At 66.8% G+C, this 20,183-nt stretch carries 18 protein-coding genes; 11 read left to right on the top strand and 7 right to left on the bottom strand.

What is annotated here, in order from left to right; translation table 11 throughout:
* Window positions 1-9 precede the first annotated feature (9 nt).
* On the bottom strand, window positions 10-1,218 hold the full coding sequence (locus AC1DFU_RS16410; RefSeq protein WP_092297947.1) for an MFS transporter: 1,209 nt from the start codon (window positions 1,216-1,218) through the stop codon (window positions 10-12).
* Window positions 1,219-1,323: 105 nt separating this feature from the next.
* Here AC1DFU_RS16410 and AC1DFU_RS16405 point away from each other — a divergent pair, with 105 nt between their 5' ends.
* The 6 genes from AC1DFU_RS16405 to AC1DFU_RS16380 all read left to right on the top strand — a co-directional run bounded on the left by AC1DFU_RS16405 (window position 1,324) and on the right by AC1DFU_RS16380 (window position 6,755).
* Complete coding sequence (locus AC1DFU_RS16405; protein ID WP_092297701.1) at window positions 1,324-2,211, top strand: LysR substrate-binding domain-containing protein; 888 nt, start codon at window positions 1,324-1,326, stop codon at window positions 2,209-2,211.
* 75 nt (window positions 2,212-2,286) lie between these two features.
* Window positions 2,287-2,931 carry a 7-carboxy-7-deazaguanine synthase gene (gene queE / locus AC1DFU_RS16400; protein ID WP_441590825.1) on the top strand — a complete coding sequence of 215 codons (645 nt, stop codon included), beginning with the start codon at window positions 2,287-2,289 and terminating at the stop codon, window positions 2,929-2,931.
* A gap of 3 nt (window positions 2,932-2,934) precedes the next feature.
* On the top strand, window positions 2,935-3,411 hold the full coding sequence (locus AC1DFU_RS16395) for a 6-pyruvoyl trahydropterin synthase family protein (RefSeq protein WP_092297707.1): 477 nt from the start codon (window positions 2,935-2,937) through the stop codon (window positions 3,409-3,411).
* Window positions 3,412-3,420: 9 nt separating this feature from the next.
* Window positions 3,421-3,972, top strand: coding sequence for a tRNA adenosine(34) deaminase TadA (gene tadA, locus AC1DFU_RS16390; protein WP_441590827.1), 552 nt, complete (start codon window positions 3,421-3,423; stop codon window positions 3,970-3,972).
* Window positions 3,969-4,892, top strand: coding sequence for a muramoyltetrapeptide carboxypeptidase (gene ldcA / locus AC1DFU_RS16385; RefSeq protein ID WP_092297713.1), 924 nt, complete (start codon window positions 3,969-3,971; stop codon window positions 4,890-4,892). Before tadA ends, ldcA begins: the two co-directional genes overlap by 4 nt.
* A gap of 240 nt (window positions 4,893-5,132) precedes the next feature.
* The gene (locus AC1DFU_RS16380) at window positions 5,133-6,755 is read left to right on the top strand and encodes an ABC-F family ATPase (protein ID WP_092297716.1); all 1,623 of its coding nucleotides are present in this window, start codon (window positions 5,133-5,135) and stop codon (window positions 6,753-6,755) included.
* A gap of 39 nt (window positions 6,756-6,794) precedes the next feature.
* On the opposite strand, the gene AC1DFU_RS16375 is transcribed toward AC1DFU_RS16380, so the two are convergent.
* Complete coding sequence (locus AC1DFU_RS16375; protein WP_441590830.1) at window positions 6,795-7,412, bottom strand: hypothetical protein; 618 nt, start codon at window positions 7,410-7,412, stop codon at window positions 6,795-6,797.
* Between the two features lie 147 nt (window positions 7,413-7,559).
* Between AC1DFU_RS16375 and AC1DFU_RS16370 the strand changes: the two genes are divergently transcribed.
* The 4 genes from AC1DFU_RS16370 to AC1DFU_RS16355 all read left to right on the top strand — a co-directional run bounded on the left by AC1DFU_RS16370 (window position 7,560) and on the right by AC1DFU_RS16355 (window position 13,043).
* Complete coding sequence (locus tag AC1DFU_RS16370; protein ID WP_441590831.1) at window positions 7,560-8,990, top strand: aldehyde dehydrogenase family protein; 1,431 nt, start codon at window positions 7,560-7,562, stop codon at window positions 8,988-8,990.
* 133 nt (window positions 8,991-9,123) lie between these two features.
* On the top strand, window positions 9,124-11,586 hold the full coding sequence (locus AC1DFU_RS16365; RefSeq protein ID WP_441590833.1) for a penicillin acylase family protein: 2,463 nt from the start codon (window positions 9,124-9,126) through the stop codon (window positions 11,584-11,586).
* 18 nt (window positions 11,587-11,604) lie between these two features.
* A complete protein-coding gene (locus AC1DFU_RS16360; RefSeq protein WP_144195131.1) occupies window positions 11,605-12,318 on the top strand; it encodes a glutamine amidotransferase in 714 nt (237 codons plus the stop codon).
* Window positions 12,315-13,043, top strand: a complete 729-nt coding sequence (locus tag AC1DFU_RS16355; RefSeq protein ID WP_441590835.1) for an MOSC domain-containing protein — start codon at window positions 12,315-12,317, stop codon at window positions 13,041-13,043. Before AC1DFU_RS16360 ends, AC1DFU_RS16355 begins: the two co-directional genes overlap by 4 nt.
* On the opposite strand, the gene AC1DFU_RS16350 is transcribed toward AC1DFU_RS16355, so the two are convergent.
* Entirely contained in the window at window positions 13,030-13,254 is a 225-nt protein-coding gene (locus tag AC1DFU_RS16350; RefSeq protein ID WP_092297733.1) for a DUF1289 domain-containing protein, read from the bottom strand. The genes AC1DFU_RS16355 and AC1DFU_RS16350 overlap by 14 nt on opposite strands.
* A 102-nt stretch (window positions 13,255-13,356) precedes the next feature.
* Window positions 13,357-14,226: an acyltransferase gene (locus AC1DFU_RS16345; protein ID WP_092297736.1), complete on the bottom strand. Its 870-nt coding sequence runs from the start codon at window positions 14,224-14,226 to the stop codon at window positions 13,357-13,359.
* 223 nt (window positions 14,227-14,449) lie between these two features.
* Between AC1DFU_RS16345 and AC1DFU_RS16340 the strand changes: the two genes are divergently transcribed.
* On the top strand, window positions 14,450-14,884 hold the full coding sequence (locus AC1DFU_RS16340; protein WP_092297739.1) for a PaaI family thioesterase: 435 nt from the start codon (window positions 14,450-14,452) through the stop codon (window positions 14,882-14,884).
* A 56-nt stretch (window positions 14,885-14,940) separates the two neighbouring features.
* On the opposite strand, the gene AC1DFU_RS16335 is transcribed toward AC1DFU_RS16340, so the two are convergent.
* From AC1DFU_RS16335 to acnD, 3 genes are all read right to left on the bottom strand, one after another.
* Complete coding sequence (locus tag AC1DFU_RS16335; RefSeq protein WP_255370909.1) at window positions 14,941-16,089, bottom strand: asparaginase; 1,149 nt, start codon at window positions 16,087-16,089, stop codon at window positions 14,941-14,943.
* A gap of 237 nt (window positions 16,090-16,326) precedes the next feature.
* Window positions 16,327-17,523, bottom strand: coding sequence for a 2-methylaconitate cis-trans isomerase PrpF (gene prpF, locus AC1DFU_RS16330; RefSeq protein WP_441590837.1), 1,197 nt, complete (start codon window positions 17,521-17,523; stop codon window positions 16,327-16,329).
* 28 nt (window positions 17,524-17,551) lie between these two features.
* The gene (acnD, locus tag AC1DFU_RS16325) at window positions 17,552-20,149 is read right to left on the bottom strand and encodes a Fe/S-dependent 2-methylisocitrate dehydratase AcnD (RefSeq protein ID WP_092297745.1); all 2,598 of its coding nucleotides are present in this window, start codon (window positions 20,147-20,149) and stop codon (window positions 17,552-17,554) included.
* Window positions 20,150-20,183 lie beyond the last annotated feature (34 nt).

Genomic DNA, 20,183 nt, shown 5'->3' with positions numbered 1-20,183 from the left:
GGCGAACAATCAGTGAGACATCGCCCCGGCCGGCACATTGCCCGCACGGTGATCGATGCCGGCGGCGCGGTCCAGCCGGCCACTCCATTCGGTCAGGCCCAGCGCCACGAGCACCACCAGCGCGCCGATCCACGGCGTATGCATCAGCCCCAGATGCTGGACGATCAGCCCGCCCGCCCAGGCCGCCCCGGCAATGCCGAGGTTGAACGCGGCGATGTTGAGGCCGGACGCCACGTCCACGGCCTGCGGCGTATGGCGCTCCGCCTGCTTCACCACGTAGACCTGCAGGCCCGGCACGTTGCCGAAGGCGACCGCGCCCCAGGCCAGCACCGTGGCCACCACCAGCCAGCGGTGCGGCGCGGTGAAGGTCAGCACGAACAGCACGGCGGCAAGTAGGAGAAATACGATGCGCAGCGCCGGAATCGGGCCATGCCGGTCCGCCAGCCGGCCGCCCCAGATATTGCCCACCGCCACGGAGACGCCATACACCAGCATCACCAGGCCCACGGCGCCGGCGCTGAAGCCCGAGACGTCCTGCAGGATCGGGGCGAGGAAAGTGAACGGAATGAACGATCCGCCGTAGCCGATGGCCGTCTTCGCGTAGACCAGCAGCAGCCGCGGCTCGGCCAGCACCCGCGCCTGCTGCAGCAGCGAGGCAGGCGGCGAATGGCGGATCTGCGAGGGCACGAACAGCAGGCTGCCGATAAAGGCGACCACGCCGAGGCCGGACACGGCCAGGAAGGTCTCGCGCCAGCCAAAGTGCTGGCCGATGAAGGTACCGAGCGGCACGCCGGTCACCAGCGCCACGGTCAGCCCGGTAAACATGATGGCGATGGCGCTCGCGGCACGCTCCTTCGGCACCAGGCCGGTGGCGATGGTCGAGCCGATCGAGAAGAACACGCCATGCGCAAGGCCGGTGAGGATGCGCGCCATGATCAGCGATTCATAGCTCGGCGCCTTCCACGCGAGCAGGTTGCCGGCCGTGAACAGCGCCATCAGCGAGAGCAGCAGCAGCTTGCGCGGCAGGCGGCCGGTAAGGGCGGTCAGCACTGGCGCGCCCACGGCCACGCCCAGCGCGTACAGGCTCACCAACAGGCCGGCGGAGGGTACCGAGATATGCAAATCCGCCGCGATGGTCGGAATCAGGCCGACGATGACGAATTCCGTCGTCCCGATGGCAAAGGCGCTGATCGTCAGCGCGAGCAAGGCAATAGGCATGTCGAACATCCTCAAGCAGGGTTTTTTCGATGGACGCAGTGTGCCGCGTGCTTTCTTGCAGAAAAACCCCGTGATCAGCCAAAGATATTTGACTAAAATTCAAGGATGAAGCTGACGCTCGAAGAATTGCTCGCCTTTGCGACCGTGGTGGATAGCGGCTCGATCACCGCCGCTGCGGAGCAACTCGACCAGACCGTCTCCGGGGTCAGCCGGGCGCTGTCCCGGCTGGAGGAGAAGCTGGAAACCACGCTGCTGCGCCGGACCACGCGGCGGCTGGAACTGACCGAGGAGGGCGCGGCGATGCTCGCCCACGCGCGCCAGATCCTGGCGGCGGCCGATCTGGCCGAGGAGCAGATGGCGGTGCGGCGCCAGCGCCCGGCAGGGCGGCTGCGGGTGAACGCGGCGTCCCCGTTCATGCTCCACGTGGTGGTGCCGCTGGTCGGCGCCTTCCGCGCAGCCTACCCGGAAATCGAACTCGAACTGAACACGAACGATCAGATCATCGATCTGCTCGAACATCGCACCGATGTGGCGATCCGTATCGGCACGCTGCGCGATTCCACGCTGCACGCGCGGCCGTTGGGCAGCAACCGCATCCGCGTGCTGGCCAGTCCGGACTACCTGAAGGCGCGTGGCACCCCGGCCGTCGTGGACGAGCTTGCCGATCACACCTTGCTTGGCTTTACCCAGCCGGAGTCGCTGAATCGCTGGCCGCTGCGCGGGGAAAATGGTGCGGAAGTGGAGATTCGTCCACAAATCTCCGCATCGAGCGGCGAGACCCTGCGGCAACTGGCATTAGCCGGGCAGGGCATCGTCAGTCTGGCCGATTTCATGACCGATGCGGACCGGCGCGCGGGCCGGCTGGTGCAGGTGCTGGAGGCCAGCACGATCGAGGTCCGGCAGCCGATCCACGCCGTTTATTACCTCAACACGCAGCTTTCGGCGCGTATCGCCGTGTTCCTGGACTTCCTGCAGGAACGGTTGGCGCCATAGGCGGGGCGGGGTGTGTCTTAGCGAAAACCCTAGTCCCTTGCTATACTAATGGGTTGCTCGTCGCTACCCCACACAATGACTTACGCCGTCAAGGAAATCTTCTACACGCTGCAGGGCGAAGGCGCCAACGCCGGCCGCGCCGCGGTGTTCTGCCGTTTCTCGGGTTGCAACCTGTGGACCGGCCGCGAAGAAGACCGGGCGCGCGCAGTCTGCCAGTTCTGTGACACCGATTTCGTCGGCACGGACGGCACGCGCGGCGGCAAGTACAAGACCGCCGAGGAGCTGGCGGCCGTGGTGGCCTCCGAATGGCCCCAGGGTCCGGGCAGCGCCGGCGGCAAGCCGCTCGTGGTCTGCACCGGCGGCGAGCCGCTGCTCCAGCTGGACGCGCCGCTGATCGACGCGCTGCACGCGCAGGGCTTCGAGATCGCCATCGAGACCAACGGCACGCTGCCCGTGCCGGACGGCATCGACTGGGTCTGCGTGAGCCCCAAGATGGGCGCGGAACTCGTGGTGACGCGCGGCGACGAACTCAAGGTCGTCATCCCGCAGGACGGCCAGGACTTCGCAGCATATGAACAACTGGATTTCCGCTATTTCATGGTGCAGGCCATGGATGGCCCGCTGGCCCGGCAAAATACGGCCGCGGCGGTGGAATTCTGCCAGCGCCACCCGCGCTGGCGCCTGTCGCTGCAGACCCACAAGCTGCTGGGCATTCGCTGATCCATGACCAAACAAGTCTCCATCACCCGTCGCCTGGAGTTCGATTCCGGCCACCGTATTCCCAGCCATGGCGGCCAGTGCCGCAACATCCATGGCCATCGCTATCGCCTGGACCTGACCCTGTCGGGCGAAGTCCTGCACAAGGAAGGCGCCTCCGACGACGGCATGATCCTCGACTTCGGCGACATCAAGACGCTCGCCAACGAGCATCTGGTGTCGAAATGGGATCACGCCTTCCTGATCTACCGGGGCGACACGGCGCTGCTGAATTTCCTCCAGTCGATGGACAACCACAAGACCGTGGTGCTCGAGTCCATTCCCACGGTGGAGAACCTTGCCCAGGTGGCGTTCGACATCCTCGCGCCTGTGTTCAAGGACTGCTTCGGCCACCATCTGCAACTGACCCGCCTCGTGCTGTTCGAAACGCCGAACTGCTGGGCCGAAGTCAGCGCGCCGGTGCGCCTGCCTGCCCAGGACTGATCCGGGCCGATGTCCGATCCGCTGCCCCAGACCTTCCCCGATCCGGACGCGCGCGACCGCTTCTACATGAGCGCCGCGCTGGAAGAGGCGCGTCTGGCCGAGGCAGCGGGCGAGGTGCCGGTGGGTGCCGTGGTGGTCTGGAACGACAAGATCATCGCGCGCGGCCACAACCTGCCGATCCGCTCGATGGACCCGTCCGCCCACGCCGAAATGCAGGCACTGCGCGCCGCCGCCCAAGTGCTCGGCAACTACCGCATGCCCGAGTGCGAGCTATATGTGACGTTGGAGCCCTGCGCGATGTGCTCGGGCGCCATCCTCCACGCCCGCCTGCGCCACGTGGTCTTCGGCGCGACCGACCCCAAGACCGGCGCGGCCGGCAGCGTGGTGGACCTGTTCGCGCAGGCCACGCTCAACCACCAGACCACGGTGGCCCGGGGCGTGATGGCCGAGGAATGCGGCCAGATGCTGCGTGATTTCTTTGGCGCGCGGCGCCGTGCGCAGAAGTCGGCACGCGTTAAAATCGCGGCTCCAGATTCCGGCGAAGAGAATTCAGATTCATGAGCGAATCGATCGAAGTCCGTCTGATTGCATCCTCCGGTTATCCGCATGATGTGGCGATTGCGGCACGCGGCTGCGCCTGGCTCAAGCACCACGGCTATCACGTGGGCAATCCCGATGTGCTGGCGCGCCGCTACCAGCGCTTTGGGGGGACGGACGCCGAACGGCTGGCCGACCTGCACGCCATCGGCACCGGCGCCCAGCGCGAACTGACGCTGGCCGTGCGTGGCGGCTACGGGCTGGGGCGGCTGCTCGGCAAGATCGATTTCGCGCGGATTGCCGACCAGGCGCACGCCAGCGGCACGCCCATCGTCGGACATAGCGATTTCACGGGGTTTCAACTGGCCTACCTCGCCGCCACCGGGGGCGTGACGTTTGCCGGCCCGATGCTGCTGGCCGACTTCGGCGCCGAGCCGGTGGACGCGTACATGTGGCAGCACTTCGAGGCCATCCTGCGCGACCCGGCCTACACGGTGACGGTGGAGGCCCCACAGGCGCTGGGCCGGCCCGTGGCCGTGGACGGCACGCTCTGGGGCGGCAACCTCGCCATGCTCTGCAGCCTGCTCGGCACCCCGTACATGCCGAAGATCGATGGCGGCATCCTGTTCATCGAGGACATCAACGAGCCGCCGTACCGCATCGAACGGATGCTGCTGCAACTGGCGCAGGCCGGCGTGCTGGCGCGCCAGCAGGCGCTGGTGCTGGGGGATTTCTCTAATTACCGCACCACGGACTACGACAACGGCTACGACATGGACGCCGTGTTCGACTACGTGCGTGCCGAAGTCGGCATTCCGGTGCTGACCGGCCTGCCGTTCGGCCACTGCCCACGCAAGCTGACGCTGCCGGTGGGTGCCCAGGCCCGGCTAACCGCCCAGGCGGACGGCTTCACGCTGGCCCTGTCCGGCTACCCGACGCTGTAACGGCGTCACACCAGACGTCACATCCCGCCGCGGCTCCGGCAATCGCCCCAGCAATCCCCGCTAACGGCCCGCGAGTGGTAAAATCTCGGGTTATTTCCGCATTTTTGCCAGGTCGGACGCGCTGATGGGCAGGTCTTCCACGCGATCCCCCAGCCTTGGCAAGCCCGGGCCGGCCCGGGCGGCGCAGGCGCCCCGCGCAGCCTCCCTCTACGCACCCATACGCATTCAAAGGTTCCAGACGTGCTTTCTACCGCAAACATCACCATGCAGTTCGGCCCCAAGCCGCTGTTCGAGAACATCACGGTCAAGTTCGGCGAAGGCAACCGCTACGGCCTGATCGGCGCGAACGGCTGCGGCAAGTCCACCTTCATGAAGATTCTCGGCAGCGACCTGGAGCCCTCGTCGGGCCAGGTCATGCTGGAGCCGGGCGTGCGCCTGGGCAAGCTGCGCCAGGACCAGTTCGGCTATGAAGACAACCGCGTGCTGGACGTGGTGATGATGGGCCATACCGAGATGTGGGCTGCCGCGACCGAGCGCGACGCCATCTACGCCAATCCGGAAGCCACGGACGAGGACTACATGAAGGCGGCCGAGCTGGAAGCCCGCTATGCCGAGTTCGACGGCTACACCGCCGAGGCGCGCGCCGGCGAGCTGCTGCTGGGCGTGGGCATTCCCACCGACCAGCACCAGGGCGCGATGAGCGACATCGCTCCCGGCTGGAAGCTGCGTGTGCTGCTGGCGCAGGCGCTGTTCTCGAACCCGGACGTGCTGCTGCTCGACGAACCGACCAATAACCTGGACATCAACACGATCCGCTGGCTGGAAGATGTGCTCAACGAGCGCAATTCCACGATGATCATCATCTCCCACGATCGACATTTCCTGAATTCGGTGTGCACGCACATGGCCGACATGGACTACGGCACGCTGAAGGTCTACCCGGGCAACTACGACGACTATATGGAAGCGTCGATGCAGGCCCGCGAGCGCCAGGTGGCCGCCAACGCGCGCGCCAAGGAGCGCATCACGGAACTGCAGGACTTCGTGCGCCGCTTCTCGGCCAACAAGTCCAAGGCCCGCCAGGCCACGTCGCGCGCGAAGCAGATCGACAAGATCAAGGTGGAAGACATCAAGCCGTCGTCGCGCCAGAACCCGTTCGTCCGCTTCGAGTTCGAGAAGAAGCTGCATAACCTGGCGGTCGAGGTGGAGGGCATCACCAAGACCTACGACCGCAAGATCATCAACAACCTGACGCTGGCGATCCAGGCCGGCGAGCGCGTGGCGATCATCGGTGAAAACGGCGCCGGCAAGACCACGCTGCTGCGCAGCCTGCTGAACAATATCGTCCAGACTGGCGTGCAGCGCGGCGTGGAAGTGGATCGCGGCGAGGTGAAGTGGGCCGAGAACGCCAACGTCGGCTACATGCCGCAGGACACCTACGAAGAATTCCCGGTGGACCGCGACGTGATGGACTGGATGAGCCAGTGGACGCAGGCCGGCGACGACGACCAGTCGCTGCGCGGCACGCTGGGCCGGCTGCTGTTCTCGGCCGACGACATCAAGAAGAACGTCAAGGTGCTGTCCGGTGGCGAGAAGGGCCGCATGATCTGGGGCAAGCTGATGCTGGGCCGCCACAACGTGCTGGCCATGGACGAGCCGACCAACCACATGGACATGGAGTCGATCGAGTCGCTGCAGATCGCCCTGGACAAGTTCACCGGGACCCTGATCTTTGTGTCGCACGACCGCGAACTGATCAACGGCCTGGCCACGCGTGTGATCGAAGTCCGCACGGACGGCAAGATCACCGACTACCTCGGCACGTACGACGAGTACCTGGAGTCGCAGGGTATCGCGGCTTAAGCAGGGAACGCCCCTCTCCTCTGGGGAGGGGCGATGGTTTTACCTGGCGGCCGCCCCCTGCGCCGCCAGCATCGCATCCAGCTGATCAAGAATTGCCCGCGCGGTGATCTCGCCCTTGGCCTTCTGCAAGGCCGCGCCCAGTGCGTCGCGCAACTCGGCCAGTTCGGCCACCGTTCCCGCCTTTTCCACCTTCACCTGCAGGACGTAGCCGCGCAATCCCAGATGATTGCCGATCACATCGGTATAGAAGTGATAGAGCTGCTTGTAGCTGTCCGCGCCGCCTACTGTCACCGGCATAGGTGCGATGGCGGTATCGGCCAGCACGTCATCCAGTCCCTTGCTAAGTGCTGAATACGCCGCAAACAGGTTGGTGTCCGGCGGCCCGGAGCGGGCCGGGCGCTGTGGGGTGGTGCTCGCTGGCGCGGCGAGGGGTTTGGCGGCCTCCGAGGTTTCTGCGACTACCAGCCCCAGTTCCACCAGCGTATCCAGCGCTTCCTCCCCGACCCCCATCCCGCCCACCTGCGCCAGCAGCGCCGATTTGGGGCGTTCGCCATTCACGATAAGCAGCAGCGCGCGCAGCTTGTGATCGAGCTTGCGGGCACGCGTGCGGATCTCCTCCTGACCTGCCTCCGTCTTCTGAAAGACCGGATCGACCATGTCTCGCTCCTCTTTTCTTTGTTTTCGATCGGCGTCATGCGCCCGGAATCAAACAAAATCCGAGTTGGCATTCCGCTCTACAATGTGAGGCACCCTAAAAGTAACAAAAAATTGCAACCGCCGATTCACCTATTGAGAACTGTGGCCATGCAACAACGAGACAAACTTTTCATCAACGGCAAGTGGATTCAGCCCCATGGCAGCGGGCTGATCGATGTGGTTCATTCCGCCACCGAGGCGGTCATGGGCAAGATTCCCGAGGGCGACGCCCGGGACGCTGAGGACGCCATCGCCGCCGCGCGGGCCGCCTTCGACGGGTGGTCCAACACCCCGCCGGCCGTGCGTGCCGGCTACATCCGCAAGATCGCCGAGGGGCTCAAGGACCGTACCGAGGAACTGGCGCAGCTGATTGCCGGCGAAGTGGGCATGCCGATCAAGCTGGCGCGGGCCATCCAGGTGGGTGGGCCGGTCTATAACTGGGGCCAGGCCGCCTCGCTGCTGGAGCAGTTCCAGTTCGAGGAACAGGTCGGCAATTCGCTGGTGGTGCGCGAGCCCGTGGGCGTAGTGGCCGCCATCACGCCATGGAATTACCCGCTGAACCAGATCACGCTGAAGGTGGCGCCGGCGCTGGCCGCCGGCTGCACGGTGGTGCTCAAGCCGTCCGAGGTGGCGCCGCTGAACGCCTTCGTGCTGGCCGAGGTGATCGAGGCCGCCGGCCTGCCGCCGGGCGTGTTCAACCTCGTCACCGGCTATGGCCCGATCGTGGGCGAAGTGCTGGCGAGCCACCCCGAAGTGGACATGGTGTCGTTCACCGGCAGCACGCGGGCCGGCAAGCGCGTGTCCGAGCTGGCCGCGCAGTCGGTCAAGCGCGTGGCGCTGGAACTGGGCGGCAAGTCCGCCTCGGTGATCCTGGACGACGCGGACCTGCCGCAGGCCGTCAAGGGCACCATCAACGCCTGCTTCCTGAATTCGGGCCAGACCTGCTCGGCCCATACCCGCATGCTGGTGCCGCGCGCCCGTTATGACGAGGTCAAGGCCATCGCCGCGAAGGTGGTGGAGAACTTCACGCTTGGCGACCCGCTGGTGGAGACCACGCGCCTCGGCCCGCTGATCTCGGCCGTGCAGAAGGAGCGCGTGACGGGCTACATCCGCCGCGGACTGGAGGAGGGCGCCGAACTGCTGGCCGGCGGCCCCGACGCCCCCGAGGGGCTCGACAAGGGCTTTTTCGTCAAGCCGACGGTGCTCGGGAATGTCGATCCGAAGGCGACCGTGGCGCAGGAAGAGATCTTCGGCCCGGTACTGACCGTGATCTGCTATGACACCGAGGACGATGCCGTGCGCATCGCCAATGACAGCGTCTACGGGCTGGGCGGCGGGGTCTGGTCCGGCGACGAGGCCCGCGCGATCCGCGTGGCGCGCCGCATCCGCACCGGGCAGGTGGACATCAACGGCGGTCCGTTCAACATGAACGCGCCGTTCGGCGGCTTCAAGCAGTCCGGCAACGGGCGCGAGGCTGGCAAGTACGGACTCGAGGAATTCCTCGAATACAAGTCGCTGCAGCTGAAGAAGCCCGCCTGACGGGCACTTCCTGGCGTTGCATCGCATGCCCGGCACGTCCGGGCATTTTTTTCTGGCGCCGGAATCTGCGATGCTTCGGTCTTTGATCGATCCCAATCGACCTGAATCGATCTGAAATTTTCGGAGGAATACGATGCGCTGGTGGAAACGGCTCGGCGGCTGGCTGCTCTCGCTCATGTTGCTGCTGGCGACGGGTGCGGTGGGCGGCTATGCCTGGTATCGCCAGGCCTCGCAGCCGGACACGGCCGGCACGCTGATCCTGCCCGGCCTGCACGACCGCGTCGTCGTGGTGCGGGACCGCAACGCCGTGCCGCACATCCAGGCCGCCCACGTGCTGGACGCCTATTACGCGCTCGGCTACGTCCACGCGCAGGACCGGCTCTGGCAGATGCAGATGAACAAGCGCGTGGTGGCCGGCCGGCTGGCGGAGATCCTCGGCCCTGGCGCGCTGGACACCGACCGCTTCCTGCGCACGCTCGGGGTGCGGCGAAACGCCGAGGCCATCCTCGCCCAGACTTCCCCCGAGACCCGCGCGGCGCTGCAAGCCTATGCCGATGGCGTGAACGCGTTTATCGATACGCGCAAGTCCGCGCTCCCCCCCGAGTTCCTGATCCTCGGCACCAAGCCCGAGCGCTGGGAGCCCGTCGACACGCTCGGCTGGCAGACCATGATGGCGTGGGACCTGGGCGGCAACTGGACGCAGGAGGTCCTGCGCATGGGACTGGCCCAGCAACTGCCGACGGCGCGCATCGCCGAGATCCTCGCGCCGTATCCGGGCGATGTGCCGCTGCGCACGATGGACTACGCGGCCTTCTATCGCCAACTCGCGCCCGTGGCCACAGCCATGGCGAGCGTGGTGGAGCGGGCGCCGGCGGGTTATGTGGAGGGCATGGGATCGAACAACTGGGTGGTCTCGGGCGCCCACACGGTCAGCGGCAAGCCCTTGCTGGCCAATGACCCGCACCTGGGCTTGCAGGCGCCGTCGCTCTGGTACTTCGCCCAGATGCAGGCGCCGGGGCTCGACGTAACGGGCGCCACGCTGCCCGGCATTCCGCTGGTCGTGCTCGGCCATAACGCGCGCATTGCCTGGGGCTTCACCAATACCGCGCCGGACGTGCAGGACCTCTATATAGAACGGATCGATCCCGCGCACCCCACCCGCTACCAGACGCCGGACGGCTGGGCGGAGTTCGAGACCCGCACCGAGACCATCCGCGTGAAGGGCGCCCCGGACGTGAACCTGACCGTCCGGGCCACGCGCCACGGCCCGGTGCTATCCGATGTGGCCGAGCCGCTGACCATCGCCGCCAAGCCGCTGGGCGCGCAGTACGTGGTGGCGTTTCAGTGGACCGCGCTACGCCCGGACGACAAGACCTTCGAAGGCGGCCTGAAGCTGGCCGGCGCGCGCGACTGGAACACCTTCCTGGCGGCGATGCGGGACCTCCACGCGCCGCAGCAGAACATCGTCTATGCCGATGTGGACGGGAATATCGGCTATATCGCGCCGGGCCGGGTGCCGCTGCGCCGGGCGGACAACGACCTGAAGGGCCTCGCGCCGGCGCCGGGCTGGGATGCGCGCTACGACTGGACCGGCTTCGTGCCGTTCGACGCGCTGCCGCGCCGCTTCAACCCGCCGGACGGCATGATCGTGACGGCTAACCAGAAGATCGTGGCCGACGACTACCCGTACTTCATCACCAGCGAGTGGACGGTGCCGTACCGCCACGATCGCATCCGGGCGCTGCTGGAGGCCACCCCGCGCCATACGCCGGACACCTTCGCGGCCATCCAGAAGGACGTGCTCTCGCTGGCCGTGCGCGACGCCTTGCCGCTGCTGCTGGCCGCCCCGGTGGCCAGCGACGCCAAGCGCCCGGACCGCGAGCGCGCCTTGTTCGATGCCCTGCGCAAGTGGGATGCCACCATGGCGGCGGACCGCGCCGAGCCGCTGGTCGCCACCGCGTGGCTGCGCGAGCTGTCGCGGCTGCTGTTCGAGGACAAGCTGGACGAAACCCAGTTCAACCGGCTCTGGGACCAGCGCAACGTGCAGTTGCCGATGCTCAACGCGCTGCGCGCCCCGAACGGCGCCGGCGCGTTCTGGTGCGACAACACTCGTACGCCGACGCGCGAGACCTGCGCGGAGACCATCGGCCTGGCCTGGCAGCGGGCCATCGCCGACCTGGACACCCGCTATGGCAGCAATCCGGAAAAATGGCGCTGGGGCCGGGCCCATACGGCGCGCGCCGAGCACAAGCCATTCGGCAAGGTTTCGTACTTGTCAGGGTTCTTCAACGTGCGCGTGCCGACCGGCGGTGATACGTATACGGTGGATGTCGGCCGTCACGCCCTCCGCGACGAGGCCGCGCCGTTCGAGAGCGTGCACGCGGCCAGCCTGCGCGCGATTTACGACCTTTCAGATTTGTCCCATTCCCGCTTCATGACCTCGACGGGACAATCGGGCAATGCCTTATCTCCGCACTACCGCGACTGGACCGAGCGCTGGGCGGCAGTACAGTTCATTACGATTGGCGCGCCACGCCGCAATCCCGGCGGCGACGCGTTCGACACATTGGTGCTCCGGCCAGCCGGCGCACCCTAAGCATCAGGAGAATTGACGATGACCGAGACCCGACGCCGCACCGACGTGATCCAGCATGTGCCGTTCGAGCATGCCGGTGTGATTGCGAATGCCGTGCGCGACCGCGGGCACGAGATCCGCGTGTTCCAGGCCGGCGTGGACGACCTGACGCTGGTCGCGGCCGATCCGGCGGACCTGCTGGTGGTGCTGGGCGGGCCGATCGGGGTCTATGAAACCGAGGCCTATCCGTGGCTGGAGGCCGAGATCGCGGTGATCCGCGAGCGGCTCGGCACGCGGCGGCCGATGATCGGCGCCTGCCTGGGCGCGCAGCTGATCGCGGCGGCATCTGGCGCGCGCGTCTATCCGGGCACGCGCGAGATTGGCTGGGGGCCAGTTACGCCGACCGAGGCCGGCCTGCGCTCGCCACTCGCGGCGCTGGCGGACGCCGACTGGCAGGTGCTGCACTGGCACGGCGACACCTTCGACCTGCCGGCTGGCGCCGAACTGCTGGCCTCCACGGCCGGCACGCCGCATCAGGCGTACGCGATCGGCCAGCACGTGCTGGCGCTGCAATTCCACCCCGAGGTGCTGCCCGGCGACATCGAGACCTGGCTGATCGGCCATACCGTGGAACTGGCCAAGGCCGGCATCGACCCGCGCACCATCCGCCGCCGCACCGCCGAGATCGGCGCCACCGTGGCCGCCGCCGGGGAGCGTATGTTCATGCGCTGGCTCGACGAGGCCGGGCTGTGACGGTTATCGATATCGCCATTGACGCCTTGCTCGCGGGCAAGGTGCGCCCGTTCGGCCCGAAGGGGGTGCCGAGCGGCATCGACAAGCAGTTGCAGGACGGCCCGCTGCGTGTGACCACGCTCGGGCTGGCTGGGGACGAGCAGGGCGATCCGCGCCATCACGGCGGCCCGGAAAAGGCCGTCCATCACTATCCGCGCGATCACTACCCGGCCTGGGCGGCGGAACTGGCGCGGGAAGATGGCGTGACCGATGTCCTGTCGCGCCCCGGTGCCTTCGGCGAGAACCTGAGCACGCGGGGTTTGACGGAAGCGGACGTGTGCATCGGCGACCAGTTCCGGCTCGGTTCGGCGCTGGTGGAGGTCTCGCAGGCGCGCCAGCCATGCTGGAAGCTCAATCACCGCTTTGGCTACGCGGGCATGTCGCGCGCGGTGCAGCAGAGCCAGCGCACGGGCTGGTATTACCGGGTGATCGAGGAAGGCGAGGTGCGCGCCGGGGACCGGCTGGTGCTGGCCGCACGGCCTTACCCGCAATGGAGCCTGCAGCGGCTGCTGCACGTGCTCTATGTCGACCGCCTCAACCATGCAGCGCTGGCCGAGATGGCGGAACTGGCGCCGTTGGCGGAAAGCTGGCGAAAACTCGCCCGCGAGCGCGTGGCGCGGCGCGAAGTCGAGGATATGGAGAAGCGGCTGACCGGGGTCATCCCCGGATCCCTCAGCCCTGGCTGAAGCGGCGCGCAGTGCCCTCGCGCGTGATGCGGTCCCAGATCACCTGCTTTTCGGCATCGGAGTAGAACACCCAGTTACTGACCTCGACGGCGGTGCGGCCGCAACCCTGGCAGATCTCATCGAACAAGGTGGAGCAGATGCCGATGCAGGGGCTGTCGGGCCGGTCACTGAGACCCTGGGCTTCGGTAATGTCGGACGGTTCGGCAGGCATGCAGGGGTGGGGCGGGGACGGCTGGAACGTTTGGGTGGCCATTATACCGGCCGGCGCCCCGGCGCCAGGGTGTGCAGCCGGAGGCTCAGGGCCGATTCTCGCTCAGGCGTAGAAGCGCGCCTTGTTGCCGGCCAGGAATTTCAGCACGCCGCGCTCGGCGCCGGTCATGGCCTTGACGTAGCGCTTATTCTCCACGCAGCCCAGCGTGGTCTTGCCGGGGCGATTAACGACCGCCTTGTCGTAATCGGCCGCGTGCTTGTAGAACGTGACCTTCTCCACGTCATCCCAGTGCACGGTGATCGCGTCGCCGTCACGCTCCAGGGACGGTGCATCCATCGTTGGCATTCCGGCAATCTGCCCGAGCCAGCCAGCCAGCATCTCGAATTTCTCGTCCAGCGTCACCGGCTTGTAAAAGGACAGCCCGTCCTTGACCTTCGCTGGCGACCCGGCCAGCACCACTTCGGCAGGCGCGTCCTTGGTCAGGTTCGAGCCGATCAGCGCAACCGTGCGACGGCCGATGCGCACGCCAGACGCCACGATGCAAGAGCCGACCAGCCAGACATCGGATTCCACATGGATCGGGCGCTCGCCGAATAGGGTGCAGCCCTCGATCTGCTCGCCGGCGGCCACGTGGGACCAGAGCTGCGAGTACATGCCGACGCGTACGCCATTCTCGATGGTCAGGCCGCCCGTGCCGTCGAGCACCGTGTTCTGCCCGAACCAGCAGTGCTGGCCGATTTCGACACCGGTCTTCGACAGGACCAGGGTGTCTGAATGGAGGGTGGTCCAGTCGCCGATGCGCACGTCGCCACCGTCGACGACCAGCTTGACGCCATCGCCCAGCGACACGTAGTCGCCAATCTGCACGGTGGCGGGGCGCAGGAAAATCACCTGCACGTTCTCGCCAATCGACGTGGCGTTCCCTACCTGAATCATCCCTTCGCCCTTCTGCTGAATCTTCTCTGCGGTCATGGACCTCCTTGTTGTATAGCCGAAGTGTACTACTCGCCACAGGTCGCTCTATGAGTATCCGACTAGGTTGGTGCGGTGTTGCGCCGCAATGAGAAGTAGCACTACCGAGGAAAGAGGCCTTGAGCCTGCTCAACTACCCCTCAGGTCATTGAGCGAATGGGCGGGGCCGGCTAGGCTGGGTGGAATCGAATTCGTACCATGCCGTATGTTCTGGAGCCTTCCTATGCCTGAATCGACTGTGGACCCGCGCCTGGCCGCGATGGTGGCGTCCGTCCTGATGGAATCGCCGGTGGCGCGCACGCTGGGCATCCGCCTGGATGCACTGGCGGTGGACCGCGTGGAGCTGGTGCTGCCGTTCAGCCCGAACAACGTGACGGTGCGGAAGGTCGTGCATGGCGGGGTGATCGCCACGCTGATCGATGTGGCCGGCGCGGCGGCTGCGTTCTCGAACGTGGATCTGGAGGTGGTACGCGGCGGCGCCACCGGGGCGCTGTCGATCCAGTACCTGGCGCCCGCCGATGGCGTGGCGTTACGCGCGGTGGCGGAGGTGATCCGTCGGGGCAAGCGGCAGGTGTCGCTCGAGGTGTCGGTCTACGCCGACGGTGCTAACGAGGGGCCGCTGGTGGCCAAGGCGCTGATGACGACGGCGCTGTTCTGAGGGGGCGAGGGGCGGTGCGGATGCCCCCTCCCGCGGGCGGGAAGGGGCGGGGGACATCAATACTTCCAGAACATCTGTTGCAGCGCCTTCGGGTCGTTGGTCTTGGTCAGCGCCAGCGCCATCAGGATGCGTGCCTTTTGCGGCAGTTGGTCGTCGGTGACGATCCAGTCGTATTTGTCGTCTGGCTGCTCGGCGTTGCGTACCACCACGCCGCTGCCCGTGCGGGAGGCGCGCACGATCTGCACGCCCTTGGCGCGGGCCGCCTTGAGCGGTTCCACCATGTAGTCGCCCACGCTGCCGTTGCCGGTGGCGGCATAGACGATGGCCTTGGCGCCATTCTTCACTGCCGCGTCGATGCTGGCCGGGTTCACGTTGCCGTAGGCGTAGACCACAGCGACTTCGGGCAGCTTGTCGATCTTGTCGATATCGAACTCGGTCTGCGTGGTGTGCGGGCGCGCCAGCGTGCGGTAGTACAGCGTGCGGCCTTCCACCACGTAGCCGAGCGGGCCGAACGGCGAGCGGAAGGTCTCGGTCTTGAACGTGTTGGTCTTGGTCACGTCGCGGCCGGTGTGGATCTCGTCGTTCAGCACCACCAGCGTGCCCTTGCCGCGCGACTCGGGCCGGGAGGCCACCAGCACCGCGTCATACAGGTTCAGCGCGCCGTCTGCGCCCAGCGCCGTGCCCGGGCGCATCGAGCCGACCACTACCACGGGCTTGTCGCTCTTGAGCGTGAGGTTCAGGAAGTACGACGTTTCCTCGATCGTGTCCGTGCCGTGCGTGATGACGATGCCGTCCACGTCCGGCTGCTTCAGGAGTTCGGACACGCGCTTGCCCAACTTCAGCAGGCGCTCGTTGTTGAAGCTCTCCGAGCCGATCTGGAAGACCTGCTCGCCCTTGACGTTGGCGACCTTCGAAATCTCGGGCACCGAGGCGATGATCTTGTCCACCGGCACCACGGCCGACTGGTAGGCCGCTGTGTTGGTGGCCGATGCGCCTGCGCCGGCGATGGTGCCGCCCGTGCCGATGATGACCACGTTGGCCTTGCGCGCCTCGGCAGGGGCGGTAGTGGTGGTGGCCGGGTCAGCGCCCGGGGCCGGAGCCAGTTGCGCGTGGGCCAGGCCGGACATCAGCCCGGCGGACAGCAGCAGCGCGGCGATGGGTGTCGCCATCGGCTTGGCAAGCGATTTCAGGCAGGTACGTTGCATGATGCTCCTCATGTCGGCAGGTTCGGGCGTCTTGTGGAAGCGCCGCCCCGTGTCTTCGATTCATGGATACCGTCCGGCGTCGGACGGAGCGAGCACTATACCCACCGGCGGCGGTTGCGTCGACAACCGTCATCGCCCGCAAACGTATGCCCCATAAGACAAAGCGGCATCCCCCCCGGGGGAAGGATGCCGCTTTTTAGAGGTATTGCGAGTTGGGAGACGAGTCGGGCGAAACGGTCAGAACGCGTCGCCCGGCACGCGCACCCAGCCTTCCATCAGCACGCGTGCGCTGCGGCTCATGATGGCCTTGGTGACGGTCCACTGGCCATCGGCCTGGCTGGCCTGCGCGCCCACCCGCAGCGTGCCGGACGGGTGCCCGAAGCGCACCGCCTCGCGCTCGCCGCCGCCGGCTGCGAGGTTGACCAGCGTGCCCGGCACCGCCGCCGCCGTGCCGATAGCCACCGCCGCCGTGCCCATCATGGCGTGGTGCAGCTTGCCCATCGACAGCGCGCGCACCAGCAGGTCCACGTCGCCAGCGTTGACGGCCTTGCCGCTGGACGCCGTGTACGAGACCGGCCGCGCCACGAACGCCACCTTCGGCGTGTGCTGGCGCCGTGCGGCCTCGTCGATGTCGCGGATCAGCCCCATGCGCTTTGCGCCGTAGGCCCGGATGGTCTCGAACATCGCCAGCGCCTTCGGATTGCCGTTGATGGCGTCCTGCAGCTCGGTGCCGGTGTAGCCGATGGCGTCGGCATTGACGAAGATCGTCGGAATGCCGGCGTTGATCATCGTCGCCTTGAGCGTGCCCACGCCGGGCACCTCCAGGTCATCGACGAGGTTGCCGGTCGGGAACATCGCGCCGCCGCCATCCTCGCCTTCCTCGGCGGGGTCCATGAACTCCAACTGCACCTCGGCGGCGGGGAAGGTCACCCCGTCCAGTTCGAAGTCGCCGGTCTCCTGCACCGCGCCATCCGTCACCGGCACGTGCGCGACGATGGTCTTGCCGATATTGGCCTGCCAGATCCGCACGGTGACCACGCCGCTGCCGCTGCGCGGGATGCGCGCGGCATCGATGAAGCCGTTGCTGATGGCGAACGGCCCCACGGCGGCGGAGAGGTTGCCGCAGTTGCCGCTCCAGTCGACGAACGGCTGGTCGATCGACACCTGGCCGAACAGGTAGTCCACGTCGTGGTCCGGCCGCGTGCTGGCGCTGATGATGACCGTCTTGCTGGTGCTCGACGTGGCCGCACCCATGCCGTCGATCTGCTTGCCGTACGGGTCCGGGCTGCCGATGACGCGCATCAGCAGCTTGTCGCGCGCCGCGCCGGGCACGCGCGTGGCCTCGGGCAGGTCCTGCAGGCGGAAGAAGACGCCCTTGCTGGTGCCGCCACGCATGTAGGTGGCGGGAATCTTGACTTGCGCTACGTGAGTCATGCTTCGTCCAGTTTCCGGTGAATTCCCATCAAGCCGCGGCACGCGCCGATTCCAGGAAGTCCTGCGCGAACCGTTGCAGCACGCCGCCGGCCTCGTAGATCGACACTTCCTCGGCGGTGTCCAGCCGGCACTGCACCGGCACGTCCACGCGCTCGCCGTTCTTGCGATGGATGACCAGCGTCAGTTCGGCGCGCGGCTTGCGGGCGCCGACGATGTCGTACGTCTCGGTGCCGTCCAGGCCCAGCGTGGTGCGGTTCACCCCCGGCTTGAACTCCACCGGCAGCACGCCCATGCCAATCAGGTTGGTACGGTGGATGCGCTCGAAGCCCTCGGCCACGATGGCTTCCACGCCGGCCAGCCGCACGCCCTTGGCCGCCCAGTCACGCGACGAGCCCTGGCCATAGTCGGCCCCGGCCACCACGATCAGCGGCTGCTTGCGCTCCATATAAGTCTCGATGGCTTCCCACATGCGCACGACCTTGCCTTCCGGCTCGATCCGCGTCAGCGAACCCTTCTTGATCGTGCCATCGACCACGGCCATCTCGTTGATCAGCGTCGGGTTGGCGAAGGTGGCGCGCTGGGCGGTCAGGTGGTCGCCCCGGTGCGTGGCGTACGAGTTGAAGTCTTCCTCGGGCAGGCCCATCTTCGCCAGGTACTCGCCAGCCGCGCTGTTCAGCATGATGGCGTTCGATGGCGACAGGTGGTCCGTCGTGATGTTGTCACCCAGCACTGCCAGCGGCCGCATGCCGCGCAGCGTGCGCTCGCCGGCCAGCGCGCCTTCCCAGTACGGCGGACGGCGGATGTAGGTGCTCTGGGCGCGCCAGTCGTAGAGCGGGCTCACGGCCTCGCCCTGGTCCACCGAAATGGCGAACATCGGCTCGTAGACCTTGCGGAACTGCTCCGGCTTCACGCTCTTGGCGACGATCTCGTCGATTTCCTCGTCGCTCGGCCAGATGTCCTTCAGGTAGATCGGCTTGCCGTCGGCGTCCTTGCCCAGCGCATCGCGCTCGATGTCGAAGCGGATCGTGCCAGCGATGGCGTAGGCCACCACCAGCGGCGGCGAGGCCAGGAACGCCTGCTTGGCGTACGGGTGGATGCGGCCGTCGAAGTTGCGGTTGCCGGACAGCACCGCCGTGGCGTACAGGTCGCGGTCGACGATTTCCTTCTGGATCACCGGATCGAGCGCGCCGGACATGCCGTTGCAGGTGGTGCAGGCGAACGCGACGATGCCGAAGCCGAGCTTTTCGAGATCGGGCAGCAGCTTGGCTTCCTCGAGATACAACTCGACCGCCTTGGAGCCCGGCGCCAGCGACGACTTGACCCACGGCTTGCGCGTCAGCCCGCGCGCGTTGGCATTGCGGGCCAGAAGTGCCGCTGCAATCACGTTGCGCGGGTTGCTGGTGTTGGTGCAGCTCGTAATGGCGGCGATGATGACGGCACCGTCGGGCATCTGGCCCGGCACGTCATCCCACTGGCCGGCGATGCCGCGCGCGGCCAGGTCGGACGTCGGCAGCCGCTTGTGCGGGTTCGACGGGCCGGCCATGTTGCGGACCACGGTGGACAGGTCGAAATGCAGCGTGCGCTCGTACTCGGCGTTGGCCAGCGAGTCGGCCCACAGGCCGGCCGTCTTCGCGTAGGTTTCCACCAGCGCGACTTGCGCGTCTTCCCGGCCGGTCAGGCGCAGGTAGGCCAGCGTCTGCTCATCGATATAGAACATCGCGGCCGTGGCGCCGTATTCGGGGGCCATGTTCGAGATGGTCGCGCGGTCGCCCAATGTGAGGCTGGAGGCACCTTCGCCACGGAATTCCAGATAGGCACCGACCACCTTTTCCTTGCGCAGGAACTCGGTCAGGGCCAGCACGATGTCGGTGGCGGTAATGCCGGGCTGGCGCTTGCCAGACAGCTCCACACCGACGATGTCAGGCAGGCGCATCCACGAGGCGCGGCCCAGCATCACGTTCTCGGCCTCCAGGCCGCCCACGCCGATGGCGATCACGCCCAGCGCGTCCACGTGCGGCGTGTGGCTGTCCGTGCCCACCACGGTATCGGGGTAGGCCAGGCCTTGCTCGGCGTGGATCACCGGCGACATCCGCTCCAGATTGATCTGGTGCATGATCCCGTTGCCCGGCGGGATGACGTCCACGTTGCGGAAAGCCTTCTTGGTCCAGTTGATGAAATCGAAACGGTCTTCGTTGCGTCGGTCTTCGATGGCGCGGTTCTTGGTGAACGCATCGGGATCGAAGCCGCCGCATTCCACGGCGAGCGAGTGATCGACGATCAGTTGCACCGGCACCACCGGGTTGACCAGCGCGGGGTCGCCGCCCTGGTCGGCAATGGCATCGCGCAGGCCGGCCAGGTCCACCAGCGCGGTCTGGCCCAGGATGTCGTGGCAGACCACGCGTGCGGGGAACCACGGGAAGTCCAGTTCGCGCTTGCGCTCGATCAGTTGTTGCAGCGAGGCGGTCAGCGTGGACGGGTCGCAGCGGCGCACGAGATTCTCGGCCAGCACGCGCGAGGTGTAGGGCAGCTTGTCATAGGCGCCCGGGTGGATGGCTTCCACGGCGGCGCGCGCGTCGAAGTAGTCCAGTTTGGTGCCGGGCAGCGGCTTGCGGTAGGCAGTGTTCATGGCGTGGGGTGGTTATGGAGCGTCCGTGGCGGGC

The organism is Cupriavidus sp. 10L45 (assembly GCF_056395225.1).
The sequence above is the reverse complement of the archived record's forward strand: the minus strand, read 5'-3'. Positions and strand labels throughout refer to the sequence as shown.